A 16,327-nucleotide genomic window follows, 5' to 3' on the forward strand; every position below is an offset into this window, starting at 1 on the left:
CGCTTCACCAGGCCGGCCGGCAGGCAGGCCGACAGGCTCAGACACTTCGACAAGCTCCACATACCTCTGATACACCGCAGCCACCAGAAAGGTTCCGGACCGGCCATGGCGCTCTCCCTCTACGTCGACACCGCGCGCTGGCGGGCGCACCAGAAATCCGTCCTCGACCAGTTCCCCGGGCTCGTCCCGGTCTGCAAGGGCAACGGATACGGCTTCGGTCACGAGCGACTCGCAGACGAGGCGATCCGCTTCGGCTCCGACACACTCGCCGTCGGCACCACCTACGAGGCAGCGCGCATAAAGGACTGGTTCAGCGGCGATCTGCTGGTCCTCACCCCGTTCCGGCGGGGTGAGGAGCCCGTGCCGCTGCCCGACCGCGTCATCCGGTCGGTCTCCTCCGTGGACGGCGTGCACGCGTTGGTGGGCGCCCGGGTCGTCATCGAGTGCATGAGCTCGATGAAGCGTCACGGCGTCAAGGAGGAGGAGCTGGGGCAGCTGCACGCCGCCATCGAGGACGTACGTCTCGAAGGCTTCGCGCTGCACCTGCCGCTGGACCGCACCGACGGCTCGGACGCGGTCGAGGAGGTCATCGGCTGGATGGACCGCCTTCGCGCCGCCCGGCTGCCGCTGCACACCATTTTCGTCAGCCATCTGCGCGCCGAGGAACAGGCCCGGCTGCAGCAGCAGTTCCCGCAGACCCGCTTCCGCGCGCGGATCGGCACACGGCTGTGGCTCGGCGACCACGAGGCGACGGAGTACCGGGGTGCCGTCCTCGACGTCACGCCCGTCGCCAAGGGGGACCGTTTCGGCTACCGCCAGCAGAAGGCCGCCTCCGACGGCTGGCTGGTGGTCGTCGCCGGCGGTACGTCGCACGGCGTGGGCCTGGAGGCCCCGAAGGCGCTGCACGGCGTGATGCCGCGCGCCAAAGGCGTCGCCCGCGCGGGCCTGGCCACCGTCAACCGGAATCTGTCGCCCTTCGTCTGGGCCGGCAAGCAGCGCTGGTTCGCCGAGCCGCCCCACATGCAGGTGTCGATCCTGTTCGTGCCCGCGGACGCACAGGAACCGAAGGTCGGCGACGAACTGGTGGCACATCTGCGCCACACGACCACCCAGTTCGACCGCCTCGTCGACCGCTAGTGCCGTGACCGGCAGTGTTTGCCCCGTGAGGAGCGTCGTCCAGTGCGTGCGGTCGCAAGGCGGCCGGAAGTCCTTGAGTGGGGTCTCCCCTGCTCGAACGAAGTTGAGAGCTTGAGGAAGGAGCTACCAGGACTTCCGGCCAACGCGGCGAGCGGGCGCGACGGGGCAAAGCCTGCCGGGAGGGGCACTGGACACCGGGCCGGGCGGCGCGACGACCGGCCCCCACGACCGATGGGGCCAGGGCCTCGCCAAGGGTTTCGCGCCCTTGACGAGGCCCTGTTCAGTCCGCGGCCGGCCCATGTGACCCTGTTCGGTCCGTGACCGGCCCGTGCGCCGCACCCCACTCCACCCGCGGCCCCTCGACCGTGGGTGCCGCGTGCCGCGGCGGATGCGCCGCCGCATGCCCCAGCACGAAGACGTCCTCGGCACCGTCGAACACCCCGCCCGACGGATCGTCCGAACCGTCCCTGCGTACGACGTCCCGCTCCGGCATCAGAATGTCCCGTACGACGACGGCGCAGAGGTACAGCGTGCCCAGGAGGTGCAGGGCGATCGCCACCTGGTAGCCCTCCGTCGGCAGTCCCTGGTGCTTGTCGCCGCTCGTCGTGTACGCGAGGTACATCCAGATCCCGAGGAAGTACATGACCTCGCACGCCTGCCAGATCAGGAAGTCCCGCCACCGCGGCCTGGCCAGCGCGGCAAGGGGGATCAGCCACAGCACGTACTGCGGCGAGTAGACCTTGTTGGTGAGAATGAACGCCGCGACGACAAGAAGGACCAGCTGTGCGAAACGGGGCCGGCGCGGGGCCATCAGCGTCAGCACCAGGATGCATACGCAGAAGAAGAGCATCAGCAGCGTCGATGCGGTGTTCACCGTGTCTACCGGGATGGAAATGCCGGTGCGCTGCGAGATGATCAGCCAGAACGAGCCGAAGTCGAGCGGCCGGTCGTGGCTGAATGTGTAGAACTTCTTCCACCCCTCGGGTGCGAACACCATCACCGGCAGGTTCACCACCAGCCATGATGCGGCCGCGCCAAGTGTCGCCACGAAGAACTCCCGCCATTTACCCGCCCGCCAGCAGAGCACGAAGACCGGCCCCAGCAGGAGTACGGGATAGAGCTTCGCGGCCGTGGCGAGGCCGATGAGGATGCCGAACGCCAGCGTCCGCTGCCGGGACCACATGAGCATCGCCGCGGCTGTCAGCGCGACGGCCAGCAGGTCCCAGTTGATCGTCGCGGTGAGTGCGAAGGCCGGCGCGAGGGCGACCAGCAGCCCGTCCCACGGACGGCGCCGGTGCGTACGGGCGACACACACCGCCATGACCGCGGTGCAGATCAACAACATGCCCGCGTTGACCATCCAGTACATCTGCTCGCGGTACTGAATGGAGCCGCCGGGCGTCAGCCAGGCCGCGACCTGCATGAACACCCCGGTCAGGACGGGGTACTCCAGGTACTGCATGTCGCCGCTCAGCCGGTCGAAGTACGGCACGAGACCGTCCGCGAAACCACGTCCGACGAAGAGGTGCGGAATGTCGGAGTAGCAAGCATGCGTGTACTGCGAGCTGGCGCCCCTGAACCACGCCCAGTTGTAGCAAGGCACTTTCTGCACCATGCCGAGCGCGAACATCCCGATCGCCACCAGCGCGACGACACGCACAGGCGCGAGGGGGCCGGAGCCGAGCCGCGCCCAGCGCCCCGACCGCCCGCCGATCAGCTCACTGCCGGCCGCGGCGATCTCGTCCTGGTGCGTGGGCCGAACGACGGGCCGTTCCTGGTGCACGCTCGTGTCTTCTGCGCTTGGCATGCCGCACATCCTGCCGTACGGGACTGTGGAATCGGCGAGGGCCGCCGCACCGAGTGGTGTGGCGGCCCTGGTGGCCTTCTTCCGACTGGGCCTATTGGCCTGCCGTTCGGGCGCTATCCGGTCGGGCCTCCGAAGAGACCGCCGTTCCCGTTCCCGTTGCCGTTCCCGTTGCCCCCGCCGCCCGACGAGGTATCCGGAGACGTAGTCCCGTCGGTCGGATTGGGAGATCCACCTCCGCCGCTAACGGCCGAGTTGCCTCCGTTGTTGCCTCCGTTGCTGCCTCCGTTGCTGTTCTGGCAGTTCCAGTCCCAAGCCCCGCAGCTGCCGCTGGGGTCGGGCGTGGGGGAGGAGGGCGTCATCGAAGGTGTCGTGGACGGCGTGCTGGAGGGGGTCTCCGAAGGCACGATGCTCGGCGTCGGCGAAGGGCTCGGCGCGCCGCCCCCGTAGAGCGTCTCGCCCCACGGCTCCGGCTTCGGGAAGGTCAGGACGTCCTTCCCCTTCAGCGCGTCGGCCATGTAGTCGTGCCAGATCTGGGCCGGGAACGAGGCACCGTGGATCGTCTCCTCGCCACCCGTGCCGTACATCTTCTCGAACTTACGGTTGGTGTGCTTCTCGTTGTCGTCGTACCGGAACATGCTGATGGCGGTCGACAGCTGCGGGGTGTACCCCACGAACCAGGCGGACTTGTTGTCGTCCGTCGTACCCGTCTTGCCCGCCACGTCACGGCCGGGGAGCTGGGCAGGCGTGCCGGTCCCCTTCTCGACGACGTTCTTCAGGACGTCGGTGACGTTGTCGGCGACGGCATCGGTGAAGGCGCGCTTGGGAACCTTCGTGTGCTGATAGATGATGTCGCCGCGGTACTTGACCTCCTCGACGGAGTACGGGTCGTGCTGCATCCCGCTGTCGGCGAAGGTGCCGTAGGCCCCAGCCATCCGGATCGCGCTGGGCTGGGACGTACCGATGGAGAACGACGGAACGGTCGAGTCGGCCATCGAGTCGTCGTCGCGCAGGCCTGCGGCGACGGCAACGTCCTTCACCTTGTCGGTGCCGACGTCCATACCGAGCTGGACGTACGGGGAGTTGGCGGACCACTGCATGGCCTCGCGAAGGGTGATGTTCCCCCTTGACTCATGGCCGTCGTTGCTCTGCAGCCACTCCTTGCCGTTCTCGTCGGTCCAGATCTCACCGTTGTATTTCTTGATCTTCAGCCGGTCGTCGGCGTTGTAGATGCTCTTCGGGGAGACCTTCGTGCGCTGCGATTCGTCCTGATCCGCCGTGCCTTTCGGGTCACGCTTGCCGTACTCCATCGCGGCAGTCAGCACGAACGGCTTGAAGGTCGAACCGACCTGCGCACCGGTGGTGTCGGCGTTGTTGGTGTAGTGCTGCGTCGCGTCCTGACCACCGTAGATCGCGAGAATGGCGCCGGTTTTCGGATCCACCGAAGCGCCGCCGAACTGGACGTGCGTGTCCGTCTTGGGGCGCTGCTTCGGCTTGATCTTGCGGTCGTAGACCTTCTTGACCGCGGCGTTGAGCGCCTTGACCTTTTTCTCGTCGAAGGTGGTGTGGATCTCGTAGCCGCCCAGGGCAAGCTTTTCCGGGGTGACGTCCTTGTTGTTGTTGAGGAAGGTCTTCCGGGCGAGGGACACGAGATAGCCGGTCTGACCGCCCAGCTGCGCGTTCTGCTTCGGCGGATCCGGCATGGGGAACTCTGTGTACTTGGCGCGCTCCTTCTGGGTCATCCGCCCGTCCTTCACCTCCTCGTCGAGGATCCAGCGCCAGCGCTTCTCCGCCCGATCCTTGTTCTTCGCAGGGGTCGCCTCCTTGGGGTCAGCCTCGGTAACGCCGGCCGGGTCGAAGTAGGTCGGGCCCTTCAGCAGGGTGGCCAGGAAGGCGCACTCGCTTGCATTGAGCTTCTTGGCGTCCTTGCCGTAGTACGTACGTGCCGCGGCCTGGATCCCCGATGCGCCTCGCCCGTAATACGAGATGTTCAGGTAGCCAGCCATGACAGTCCGCTTAGTCTCCGTCTTGCCGACCTTGATCGTGATGAAGAGCTCTTCGAACTTCCGGCTCAGGGTCTGCTCCTGAGAGAGACGCGAGTTCTTCACGTACTGCTGGGTGATCGTCGAGCCGCCCTGGGTCTGTCCGCCCTTGGCCATGTTGTAGAAGGCCCGGGCGATACCCATCGGGTCGATGCCACTGTCGGTGTCGAACGACTTGTTCTCCGCCGAGATGACGGCGTTCCGCATGGCCTCGGGGATCTGCTCGTAATCGATGATCTGACGGTTGGCCTCACCGCCCGTGGCGATCATCTGCCTCCCGTCGGCCCAGTAGTAGACGTTGTTCTCCGCCTGGGCCGCAGCCTTCACACTGGGTTTCCCGACCATCGCGTACGCGATACCGCCGAGGCCCATGAGAAGGCCGAGGAAGCCGATGCACAGGCCGGAGACCAGCTTCCAGGACGGCACCCAGCGCCGCGCTCCGTACTTGCCGGCGCGCGGGTAGTCGATGAAGCGCTTCTTGACGGGAGGCTGATTACCGCGCCCGCGGCCCCGGCCAGGACCCTCGTGCCCGTCGCCGCCACCACCGCGGCGTCGGCCACCGCCGCCGCCATGACCCGCGCCACCTCCCTCGGCGGCACGCCGGCTCCCGCTTCCACGCTGCGCGGCTCGTCTGGCCGCGGCACGCCCGCCGTACGGACTCTCGTCGTCGTACGAACCGGAAGGTGACTCATTAGTTACTCCGCGTGACGGAGCTGCGCGGCGTCCTGCGGACTGCTGGGCGGCTCGTCTGGTCGCGGCACGCCCGCCACCTTGCGGTTGCTGCGTCTTGCGACGGTGCTCGCTCATCGAACGACTACTCCTCGGGCAGGCGAGAGCGCCTGGAAGCGGCAGTTGAGATCCGGTCCCCCGAATTACGGACGGACCCTGCGACAGGCTCATCCGCAGTGCGTCCGGTCAGTCCGCGACGACTGACGCTCGGGGGCGTCGCGCGGTTCCCGGTGGTCTGCATGCCGCACAGACTACGCACGGTCAAAACCCACCTAGGGCCCAAGTTCACCCCAAATCACGCAAGTCGCTTCCTACGAATTGGCGATGTGACGCCGTTCACGATGCCCCCCCTTGTCGCATCGCGGTGAGCGATCTATCGTCATGATGTATCGAGTCGATACATCAGCTCGGCATAGGGCTCCGCGAGGGCACTCGGAGAAGGGGGAGGCGAAGTTGAGCAGACGCTCGGGCATCCTCGAATTCGCCGTACTCGGTCTGCTCCGCGAATCCCCCATGCACGGGTACGAGCTGCGCAAACGCCTCAACACCTCGTTGGGGATCTTCCGCGCCTTCAGCTACGGCACCCTCTACCCCTGTCTCAAGACGCTGGTAGCCAGCGGCTGGTTGATCGAGGAACCGGGAAACGGTCCGGCAGAGGTCCCGCCCGTCGGCGGACGTGCGGTCGCCCCTTCCTCTTCACTGGCAGGACGCCGCGCCAAGATCGTCTACCGGCTGACGGCAGAAGGTAAGGAGCACTTCGAGGAGCTGCTCTCGCACACCGGCCCCGACTCCTGGGAGGACGAGCACTTCGCAGCCCGCTTCGCCTTCTTCGGACAGACGGAGCACGAGGTGCGGATGCGCGTACTGGAAGGCCGCCGCAGCCGGCTGGAGGAGCGCCTGGAGAAGATGCGCGCCTCTCTGGCACGCACCCGCGAACGACTCGACGACTACACGCTTGAGCTGCAGCGACACGGCATGGAATCCGTGGAGCGCGAAGTGCGCTGGCTGAACGAGCTCATCGAGAGCGAGCGGTCGGGACGGGATCAGCGACGATCCTCGCCCGAGGGCTCCGCTCGGCAGAACACAGCAGGGGAGACGGACGGCCTGCCCCGGCACCGGGGTCATACCCCGCCGGATCCGTCCGACGACACCGCCAAGTGAAGTCCCGGCACTTCCGCAGGGCCTTCATCGGAATTACCAAGAACACACAACACAGGGAGCAACCGGAATGGGTTCGGTTCGCGTAGCCATCGTCGGCGTGGGCAACTGCGCCGCCTCGCTGGTGCAGGGCGTCGAGTACTACAAGGACGCCGATCCGGCCGGCAAGGTGCCCGGTCTGATGCACGTCCAGTTCGGCGAGTACCACGTGCGTGACGTCGAGTTCGTCGCCGCCTTCGATGTCGACGCGAAGAAGGTCGGCCTCGACCTCGCGGACGCCATCGGTGCCAGCGAGAACAACACCATCAAGATCGCCGACGTTCCGAACACCGGCGTGACCGTCCAGCGCGGCCACACCCACGACGGCCTGGGCAAGTACTACCGCCAGACCATCGAGGAGTCCACCGAGGCCCCGGTCGACATCGTCCAGGTCCTCAAGGACCAGCAGGTCGACGTCCTCGTCTGCTACCTGCCCGTCGGTTCCGAGGTCGCTGCGAAGTTCTACGCGCAGTGCGCCATCGACGCCAAGGTCGCGTTCGTCAACGCCCTCCCGGTCTTCATCGCCGGCACCAAGGAGTGGGCGGACAGGTTCACCGAGGCCGGTGTCCCGATCGTCGGCGACGACATCAAGTCCCAGGTCGGCGCCACCATCACGCACCGCGTGATGGCGAAGCTCTTCGAGGACCGGGGTGTCATCCTGGACCGCACGATGCAGCTGAACGTCGGCGGCAACATGGACTTCAAGAACATGCTCGAGCGTGAGCGCCTGGAGTCCAAGAAGATCTCCAAGACGCAGGCCGTCACCTCCCAGATCCGTGACCGCGAACTCGGTGCGGACAACGTCCACATCGGTCCGTCGGACTACGTGGCCTGGCTGGACGACCGCAAGTGGGCGTACGTGCGCCTCGAGGGCCGCGCCTTCGGTGACGTTCCGCTGAACCTGGAGTACAAGCTCGAGGTCTGGGACTCCCCGAACTCCGCCGGCGTCATCATCGACGCCGTGCGCGCCGCGAAGATCGCCAAGGACCGTGGCATCGGTGGCCCGATCCTCTCCGCGTCCTCCTACTTCATGAAGTCCCCGCCGGTCCAGTACTTCGACGACGAGGCCCGCGAGAACGTCGAGAAGTTCATCAACGGCGACGTCGAGAGCTGACACGACCGGCAACGGCGTGTAACCGCGGCAGTGCGATGAGCGGCAACGCTTCTCCCCTTCCGCCTCGTTGAGGGTCCCCGGGCAATCCGCCCGGGGACCCTCAACGTATGTGACCCTTGCCCACATGCCCGTCGTACGTGATCTGCGCGTACTCCTGCGCCTTCGGAACTTCCGTCGTCTGCTGGCCGTACGGCTCCTCTCCCAGTCTGCCGACGGCGTCTATCAGGTCGCCCTCGCCGCGCATGTCGTCTTCTCCCCGGAGAAGCAGACATCGGCGGCGGCCATCGCCTCCGCGATGGCTGTGCTGCTGCTGCCGTACTCGCTCATCGGCCCTTTCGCCGGCGTCCTACTGGACCGCTGGCCGCGCCGCCAAGTCTTCCTATACGGCAATCTGCTGCGCGCAGCCCTCGCCTGCTGCACCGCCCTGCTGATCCTCGGCACCGCACCCGACTGGCTCTTCTACGCCTCCGCGCTGTGCGTCACCGCAGTGAACCGCTTTGTGCTGGCGGGACTCTCGGCCGCGCTGCCGCGGGTCGTCGACAGGGACCGGCTGGTCATGGCCAACTCGCTCTCGCCGACCGCGGGCACGCTCGCCGCCACGGCGGGCGGCGGCCTCGCCTTCGCCGTACGCCTCGTGGCTGCGGACTCGGATGCCGCAGTCGTGCTGCTGGGCGCGGGGCTCTACCTCGCCTCGGCACTGGCCTCCCTGCGCCTTGCCACCCAACTCCTCGGACCGGATACGAACGGCAGTCCTATCCGGCTGAGGGACGCGCTGGCCACCACCGCGCACGGACTCGTCGGCGGGCTGCGCCATCTAGCGGAACGGACGGACGCCGCACGGGCACTGGCCGCCATGACAGTGATCCGGTTCTGCTACGGGGCGCTGACCGTGATGGTGCTGATGCTGTGCCGGTACGCCTGGTCCGACAGCGAATCCGGCGGTCTGGCCCTGCTCGGACTGGCCGTGGGCGCCTCTGGGGCGGGATTCTTCGCGGCGGCCGTGCTGACGCCCTGGGCGGTTGGACGACTCGGCCGGTTCCGCTGGATGGCGACGTGCGCCGCCACGGCTGCCGTCCTCGAACCCGCGCTCGGGCTGTGGTTCACCCCCCGACCGATGCTGGTCGCGGCATTCGTCCTCGGAGCCGTCACTCAGGGAACGAAGATCGCGACGGACACGGTGGTGCAGACCGCGGTGGACGACTCATTCCGCGGTCGCGTCTTCTCCCTGTACGACGTGCTGTTCAACGTGGCCTTTGTGGGCGCTGCCGCAGTAGCCGCTGTGGCACTGCCTCCTGACGGGAAATCGGCCACAGTAGTGATCGGGCTTGCGCTGCTTTACGGGATCGTCGCCGTGACGATGTTCCGGTGGAGCCGTGTCAGTGAAGTGCTATAGCGTGCGCGCGTCAAAAGAAGAGCGGCGCGCGATCCACGGACCATATGGGCAACAGCCTCAACAGCCGTACCCACCCCAACGGCCCGCGTACGGCCATCCGCAACAGCAGCCGTATCCGCCGCATCAGGGTCAGCAGCCGTACGGCGGCTATCCCGGTGGACCTCCGACCCAGGGCATGCCCCCACAGGGCCCGCCGCCTCAGAACATGTCCGGTGGCAAGAGGGCTTTCCTGGCGGTGCGCAACATCGTCATCATCGTGGTGGCGCCCGGCGCCCTCGCGGGTCTGAAGTTCGGCTGGGACAAGATATTCGAGTCGGACGCCAAGGCCGCCTCGGTCGGCGACTGCCTGCAGAACAGGGGCTCCAACACCAGCCCGGACATGGCATCGGCTGACTGCGGCTCGTCGGCGGCCAAATACAAGGTGGCCGAGGTGCACGACGACACCACGGACACGGACCTGTGCGATGCCAAGAAGTACGTCGCCTACACCGAAACCTCCGGCAGCCGTAAAAGCCGGACCAGTGTGGTTCTCTGTCTCACGCCGACGAAGTCGACGGGCTGACCCTCTTCCGGGGCAGGTACCGATAGCTGCTGCATCGAGGGGCGCTGTTTCACGTGAAACAGCGCCCCTCCGCACATCCGGTCGCGGTCATGTTTCACGTGAAACATGACCGCGACCCCACTCTCAGCTCTGCTCGGCCCACCACTTCTTGAGCTCCGCGACGGCCACGTCATGCCCCATCGGGCCGTTCTCCAGCCGCATCTCCAGCAGGAACGCGTACGCCTTACCGATCACCGGCCCAGGGCCGACACCCAGCGTCTTCATGATCTCGTTGCCGTCCAGGTCGGGCCGGATGGCGTCCAGCTCCTCCTGTTCCTTCAACTGTGCGATGCGCTCCTCAAGCGCGTCATAGGTGCGCGAGAGCGCGCCGGCCTTGCGCTTGTTCCGCGTCGTGCAGTCCGAGCGCGTCAGCTTGTGCAGCCGCTCCAGCAACGGGCCCGCATCCCGCACATACCGGCGGACGGCGGAATCGGTCCACTCGCCGTCGCCATAGCCGTGGAAGCGCAGATGCAGCTCCACCAGCTTCGAGACGTCCTTGACCGTGTCATTGGAGTACTTGAGCTCCGTCATGCGCTTCTTGACCATCTTGGCGCCCACCACCTCGTGGTGATGGAACGAGACGCGTCCGTCCTTCTCGAAGCGCCGGGTCCGCGGCTTACCGATGTCATGGAGCAGCGCGGCAAGCCGAAGAGTCAGGTCGGGACCGTCCTCCTCCAGGTCGATCGCCTGTTCCAGAACGGTCAGCGAGTGCTCGTAGACGTCCTTGTGACGGTGATGCTCGTCACTTTCCAGCCGCAGTGCGGGCAGCTCCGGCAGCACCTGCTGCGCCAGTCCCGTATCGACCAGGAGTGCCAGTCCCTCGCGAGGGTGCGCGGAGAGCAGCAGCTTGTTGAGTTCCTCACGGACCCGCTCGGCGGAGACGATCTCGATACGGCCCGCCATCTCCGTCATTGCAGTGATGACATCAGAAGCGACCTCGAAGTCCAGCTGCGCGGCGAAGCGCGCGGCACGCAGCATGCGCAGGGGATCGTCGGAGAAGGACTCCTCGGGTGTCCCGGGGGTGCGCAGCACCCGCTCCGCCAGGTCCTCCAGACCGCCGTGCGGGTCGATGAATTCCTTCTGCGGCAGCGCGACGGCCATGGCGTTGACCGTGAAGTCTCGGCGTACGAGGTCCTCCTCGATGGAGTCGCCGTAGGAGACCTCGGGCTTGCGCGAGGTCCTGTCATACGCCTCCGACCGGTACGTGGTGACTTCGATCTGGTAGCCGTTCTTCTGGCAGCCCACTGTGCCGAAGGCGATACCGACCTCCCACACCGAGTCGGCCCATGGACGCACGATCTTCAGAACGTCCTCGGGCCGGGCGTCGGTGGTGAAGTCCAGGTCGTTCCCGAGCCTGCCGAGAAGCGCGTCCCGGACCGAGCCACCGACCAGGGCCAGACTGAATCCGGCATCCTGGAATCGGCGGGCAAGGTCGTCGGCGACCGGGGAGACCCGCAGCAGTTCACTGACTGCGCGATGCTGCACCTGGGTCAGGGCACTGGAATTCTCTTCATTGGCGTTCGGCACAACAGAAAAGGGTACGTGCCCGGACCGGCCCGGGCGTCATCGTTTCTCTCCGCCCTGCAAGACTCTCCCGATCATGTAGCGCACACCCCAGCACTTAGCCCCCGCGCACATCGTTACCATGCGGGGACGCAGCAACCGACAACCATCGACAGCAGCTGACGACGACGAGGGACGGGTAGGCGCGTGGCCGAGGCGGCAGACATCCAGGGGATCAGTCCTTCTCCTGCCCGCCGGTGGCTGCGGCGCACAGCATCCTTGGTCGTCGCAGCACCGCTCGTGGCAGCGCTGCTGGCCGGAACGGCCGCGCCCACGGCGCAGGCCGACGTGGCGAGCAAGGCTCCCACCGGCTCCAGCACCGTCGATGTGTCCCTGGACACCCTGGCTCCCAGTGCACCGGTCAAGGGGGACACGCTCACCGTCTCCGGCACCCTGACCAACAGGAGCAAGGAACCGGTCACCGATGCCCGGGTCGATCTGCGTGTCGGGCCGAGGCTCTTCAGCAGGACATCGATCGACGCCGCCGCGGAGCGCACCGGGTACGTGCCCGGCAGCGATCCCGCAGCGATCGGCGGTAAGTACACGGTGGAATTCGCGAAGCTCCCTTCGGGCATCAGCCAGGACTTCACGCTGTCCGTGCCCGTCGACAAGCTGGAACTCGACGACGCAGGTGTCTACCAGTTCGGTGTCTCCCTGTCCGGGTGGACCGCCCGCGCCCAGTACGAGCAGGTACTCGGAATCCAGCGCACCTTCCTTCCCTGGCAGACGGAGGAGAGCAATTCCAGGACCCATGTCACCTATCTCTGGCCTCTGATCGCATCCGCCCATGTCACTGCCGAGACCGGCTCGGACGAGCAGCAGACACCGGTCTTCGCCGATGACGACCTGGCGGCCGAGATCGCTCCGGGTGGTCGCCTCGACCAGATGGTCTCGCTGGGCAGCCAGCTGCCCGTCACCTGGGTGATCGACCCGGATCTGCTGGCCGGCGTCGATGCGATGGCGAGGAACTACCGCGTCAAGGTCGGCGACACCACCGTTCCCGGGAAGAACCAGGCCGTTGCCAAGCGGTGGCTCAGCTCACTGGAGAAGGGGGTGGCGGACGGCAAGGTCGTGGCGCTGCCTTTCGCCGATCCGGATCTTGCGTCCATCGCACACCGCGGCAAGAACGTCTCTGGAACCCTCAGCCACCTGCAGACCGCCACCGAGGTGGCCGGCACAACGGTGGAGACGATCCTGCACGTGAAGCCCTCCACCGACTTCGCATGGCCGGTCGACGGCGCGATCGATCCTTCGATCGTCGATGTCGCCACGTCGGCCGGTGCCCACAACGTGATCGCCCGCAGCGACAGCCTCCAGGAAACGGGGAGACTGCCGTACACGCCGACCGCAGCCCGGCCGATCGGTGGCGGTACCAACGCCGTCGTGGCCGACTCCCGGCTCTCCAAGGCCTTCGAGGGAGACATGTCGCGTGCGGAGGATTCCACTCTCGCCGTTCAGAAGTTCCTCGCCACAACCCTCGCGCTGACCGAGCAGGACACGGACACCAAGCGCAGCATCGTCGTCGCGCCACAAAGGATGCCGACCGCCGCTCAGGCGCAGTCGATGGCACGCGCCCTGCACGCCCTCGACGACGAACGGTGGACGCAGCCTCTCGACCTCGTGGGCGCTGCCGAGGCCGAGCCCGACGCCCAGGCGACGACGAGCGTCCCCGGGACCTCCCAGTACCCGAAGAGGCTCCGCAGCCAGGAGCTGCCCACCCAAGCCTTCCAGGACATCAAGTCCACCCAGGTCTCGCTGGGCAGCTTCCAGGTCATCCTCACTCAGCCGGAGCGGGTGGTGACCCCGTTCGGCAACGCGATCGACCGGGCCATGTCGACGTCGTGGCGCGGCAGGCCGCTGGAGGCACAGCAGTACCGGGACTCGGTACGCACATATCTGCAGGGCCTCATCAACGAGGTGCAGCTCATTTCGAAGTCGGACGTCACGTTGTCCGGCCGCAGCGCCACAATCCCTGTGACCGTGCAGAACAGGCTGTTGCAGGGTGTCGATCATCTGGTGCTCCGGCTGAAGTCGGAGAACCCGACGCGGCTCAAGCTGAACAACGGCGGCGCGGTTGCCGAGAAGCCGATCCGTATCGCCGGTGGCCACAGCCAGTCCGTGAAGTTCGACGCAGCTGCGAACGCCAACGGCCAGGTACAGGTTGTGGCGCAGCTGTACACCGAGGACGACATGCCGTACGGCGAAGAGATGACCTTCACGGTAAAGGTCTCCGAGGTCACACCGACCGTGTTGCTGGTGATCGCCGGCGGGCTGCTGCTGCTGGTCCTCGCAGGCATCAGGATGTACACCCATCGCAAGCGCGCCAACGCAAGCGACCCGGCCGGCGACGACGGCGGTGAACCCGAGCAGCCGAGTGACCCGACGCCGGACACCGGTCCGGAAAGCGGGGGGCCGTCAGGCACGGGTGAGAAAGTAGACCGTTGAGCGATGTCTGTCGTGGCCGGTCGGCCGGGGACGATGAGGTGGGGTTTCGATGAACGCGCCGTACGACGGTGATCGTGGTCAGGGTGCGGGCGGAGATGGTTCTTCCGGTGGCCCCCCGATGCCACCTGGCCCGGGCCAGGTGCCGCTGCCGCCCGACCCGTACGTCCAGGACGCGTATGACCGCGACCCTTACCGCGCTCAGGATCTGTCCGCCCAGGACCCGGTGGCCGAGGCGCTGTACGACCGCGCCGCCCACCCGCCGCCACCCCCTGGCACGTACCAGCAACCGCAGCCGCTCTACCAGCAGCCGCCTGCGGCGCAGTACGCCCCCGATCCACGCATCTGGGCGCAGACCCCGCCGCCCGAGCCCGACGGCCCGTCCCGGCACCTGCCGTACGGGGATGACGCGGCGACCACGCAGTTCGTCGGTGTGGACGACCTCGTCACCCAGGCATCCGAGCACCACGAGGAACCGGACGCATTCGCTCACCTGTTCCGGGACCAGGAGGGCCCGGCCGGGTCCCCCGCTCCGTCCGAGCCAGCGCCGACTCCGGCTCCGGCACCCGCCCCGCCGAAGTCCGGCGGCCGGGCCTCCGGCCTGCTGAAGTCCAGCGCGGTGATGGCAGCCGGCACACTCGTGTCCCGTCTTACCGGCTTCGTCCGCAGCCTGGTGATCACCGCCGCGCTGGGTGCGGCGCTGCTCGGTGACAGCTTCACCATCGCCTACACGCTGCCGACGATGATCTACATCCTCACTGTGGGCGGCGGGCTCAACTCGGTCTTCGTTCCTCAGCTCGTCCGCTCCATGAAGGACGACGAGGACGGCGGCGAGGCGTACGCCAACCGCTTGCTCACGCTCGTCATGGTCGCACTCGGCGTGATCGTCGCGATCGCGGTCTTCGCCGCTCCCCTGCTGATCCATCTGATGTCGAGCACGATCGCGAACGATCCGGCGGCCGACAATGTGGCCACCACCTTCGCCCGGTACTGCCTGCCGACCATCTTCTTCATGGGCGTGCACGTGGTGATGGGCCAGATCCTCAACGCCCGCGGAAAGTTCGGCGCGATGATGTGGACCCCGGTCCTCAACAACATCGTCATGATCTTCACGTTCGGCATGTTCATCTGGGTCTACGGCACCTCCGCCGAATCCCACATGGGTGTGCAGACGATTCCGCCGGAGGGCGTCCGGCTGCTGGGTATCGGCACACTGCTCGGCCTTGTCGTCCAGGCCCTGGCGATGATTCCGTATCTTCGCGAGGCCGGCTTCCGCTTCCGTCCGCGCTTCGACTGGAAGGGCCATGGACTCGGCAAGACGGTCAAGCTGGCCAAGTGGACCGTTCTGTTCGTCTTCGCCAACCAGGCCGGCGTACTGGTCGTCACGCAGCTCGCAACCGCCGCCGGTAAGGCTTCCGACAGGAACGGCACGGGATTTCTCGCCTACTCAAATGCGCAGCTGATCTGGGGCATGCCTCAGGCGATCATCACCGTCTCGGTCATGGCAGCCCTGCTGCCCCGTATCTCCCGTGCCGCCCACGACAACGACCCCGGCGCGGTCCGCGACGACATCTCGCAGGGGCTGCGCAACTCCGCCGTGGCGATCGTGCCGGTCGCCTTCGCGTTCCTCGCGCTGGGCGTGCCGATGTGCACGCTGCTGTACTCCTCCAGCGGCACCGAGGCCGCCAAGTCCATGGGCTTCATCCTGATGGCGTTCGCCCTCGGCCTCATCCCGTACTCCGTGCAGTACGTGGTGCTCCGTGGCTTCTACGCCTACGAGGACACCCGCACGCCCTTCTACAACACGGTCATCGTCGCCGGGGTCAATGCCGCCGCTTCCGCTCTCTGCTACGCGGTGCTTCCGGCCCAGTGGGCGGTCGTCGGCATGGCGGCTTCGTACGGGCTGGCCTATGCCGTCGGCGTGGGCATCGCCTGGCGCCGGCTGCGCAACCGGCTGGGCGGCGACCTGGACGGCGCACACGTCGTCCGTACCTACGCCCGTCTGTGCCTCGCGGCGATCCCCGCGGCGATCCTCGGCGGTGGCGTGGGCTTCGCACTGCTCAAGGGCCTGGGCGAGGGTGCCTTCGGTTCGCTGATCGCCCTGCTCTGCGGTGGGACCGTGCTGATGGGGGTCTTCTTCATCGCGGCGAAGCGCATGCGGATCGAAGAGATCAACGGCATGGTCGGGATGGTCCGGGGGCGGCTCGGACGCTGAGGATCAACCGGCCCGCACAACCATCGCCGGTCTCCGTGTGTCGTGCATAGCGCTGGAGTGTGGGCACAATTGGCGTGACTGTGCAGAGAT

At 66.9% G+C, this 16,327-nt stretch carries 11 protein-coding genes; 8 read left to right on the forward strand and 3 right to left on the reverse strand.

What is annotated here, in order from left to right:
* The first annotated feature begins 105 nt into the window (after nt 1–105).
* Nucleotides 106–1,137 carry an alanine racemase gene (locus OH809_RS21370; RefSeq protein ID WP_406420925.1) on the forward strand — a complete coding sequence of 344 codons (1,032 nt, stop codon included), beginning with the start codon at nt 106–108 and terminating at the stop codon, nt 1,135–1,137.
* 280 nt (nt 1,138–1,417) lie between these two features.
* On the opposite strand, the gene OH809_RS21375 is transcribed toward OH809_RS21370, so the two are convergent.
* Together OH809_RS21375 and OH809_RS21380 are read right to left on the reverse strand one after the other, a co-directional pair.
* Nucleotides 1,418–2,944: a glycosyltransferase family 87 protein gene (locus OH809_RS21375; protein ID WP_406420924.1), complete on the reverse strand. Its 1,527-nt coding sequence runs from the start codon at nt 2,942–2,944 to the stop codon at nt 1,418–1,420.
* A 113-nt stretch (nt 2,945–3,057) separates the two neighbouring features.
* Nucleotides 3,058–5,355, reverse strand: coding sequence for a transglycosylase domain-containing protein (locus tag OH809_RS21380; protein WP_406516269.1), 2,298 nt, complete (start codon nt 5,353–5,355; stop codon nt 3,058–3,060).
* A 153-nt stretch (nt 5,356–5,508) separates the two neighbouring features.
* Between OH809_RS21380 and OH809_RS21385 the strand changes: the two genes are divergently transcribed.
* From OH809_RS21385 to OH809_RS21405, 5 genes are all read left to right on the forward strand, one after another.
* Complete coding sequence (locus tag OH809_RS21385; protein WP_406515444.1) at nt 5,509–5,670, forward strand: hypothetical protein; 162 nt, start codon at nt 5,509–5,511, stop codon at nt 5,668–5,670.
* 495 nt (nt 5,671–6,165) lie between these two features.
* A complete protein-coding gene (locus OH809_RS21390) occupies nt 6,166–6,873 on the forward strand; it encodes a helix-turn-helix transcriptional regulator (protein WP_406420922.1) in 708 nt (235 codons plus the stop codon).
* A 67-nt stretch (nt 6,874–6,940) separates the two neighbouring features.
* Entirely contained in the window at nt 6,941–8,023 is a 1,083-nt protein-coding gene (locus OH809_RS21395) for an inositol-3-phosphate synthase (protein WP_406515445.1), read from the forward strand.
* A gap of 124 nt (nt 8,024–8,147) precedes the next feature.
* Nucleotides 8,148–9,416 (forward strand): MFS transporter, encoded by a 1,269-nt coding sequence (locus OH809_RS21400; RefSeq protein WP_406420859.1) that lies wholly within the window; start codon nt 8,148–8,150, stop codon nt 9,414–9,416.
* Between the two features lie 205 nt (nt 9,417–9,621).
* Entirely contained in the window at nt 9,622–9,978 is a 357-nt protein-coding gene (locus OH809_RS21405; RefSeq protein ID WP_406420858.1) for a hypothetical protein, read from the forward strand.
* Between the two features lie 123 nt (nt 9,979–10,101).
* Here the strand turns inward: OH809_RS21405 and OH809_RS21410 are convergent, their stop codons facing one another.
* A complete protein-coding gene (locus OH809_RS21410) occupies nt 10,102–11,544 on the reverse strand; it encodes a CCA tRNA nucleotidyltransferase (RefSeq protein WP_406420857.1) in 1,443 nt (480 codons plus the stop codon).
* 183 nt (nt 11,545–11,727) lie between these two features.
* Between OH809_RS21410 and OH809_RS21415 the strand changes: the two genes are divergently transcribed.
* Together OH809_RS21415 and murJ are read left to right on the forward strand one after the other, a co-directional pair.
* Entirely contained in the window at nt 11,728–14,025 is a 2,298-nt protein-coding gene (locus OH809_RS21415) for a DUF6049 family protein (protein ID WP_406420856.1), read from the forward strand.
* A gap of 49 nt (nt 14,026–14,074) precedes the next feature.
* The gene (murJ, locus tag OH809_RS21420; RefSeq protein WP_406420855.1) at nt 14,075–16,237 is read left to right on the forward strand and encodes a murein biosynthesis integral membrane protein MurJ; all 2,163 of its coding nucleotides are present in this window, start codon (nt 14,075–14,077) and stop codon (nt 16,235–16,237) included.
* Nucleotides 16,238–16,327 lie beyond the last annotated feature (90 nt).

This window comes from Streptomyces sp. NBC_00873, from assembly GCF_045207415.1.
Classification (GTDB): domain Bacteria; phylum Actinomycetota; class Actinomycetes; order Streptomycetales; family Streptomycetaceae; genus Streptomyces.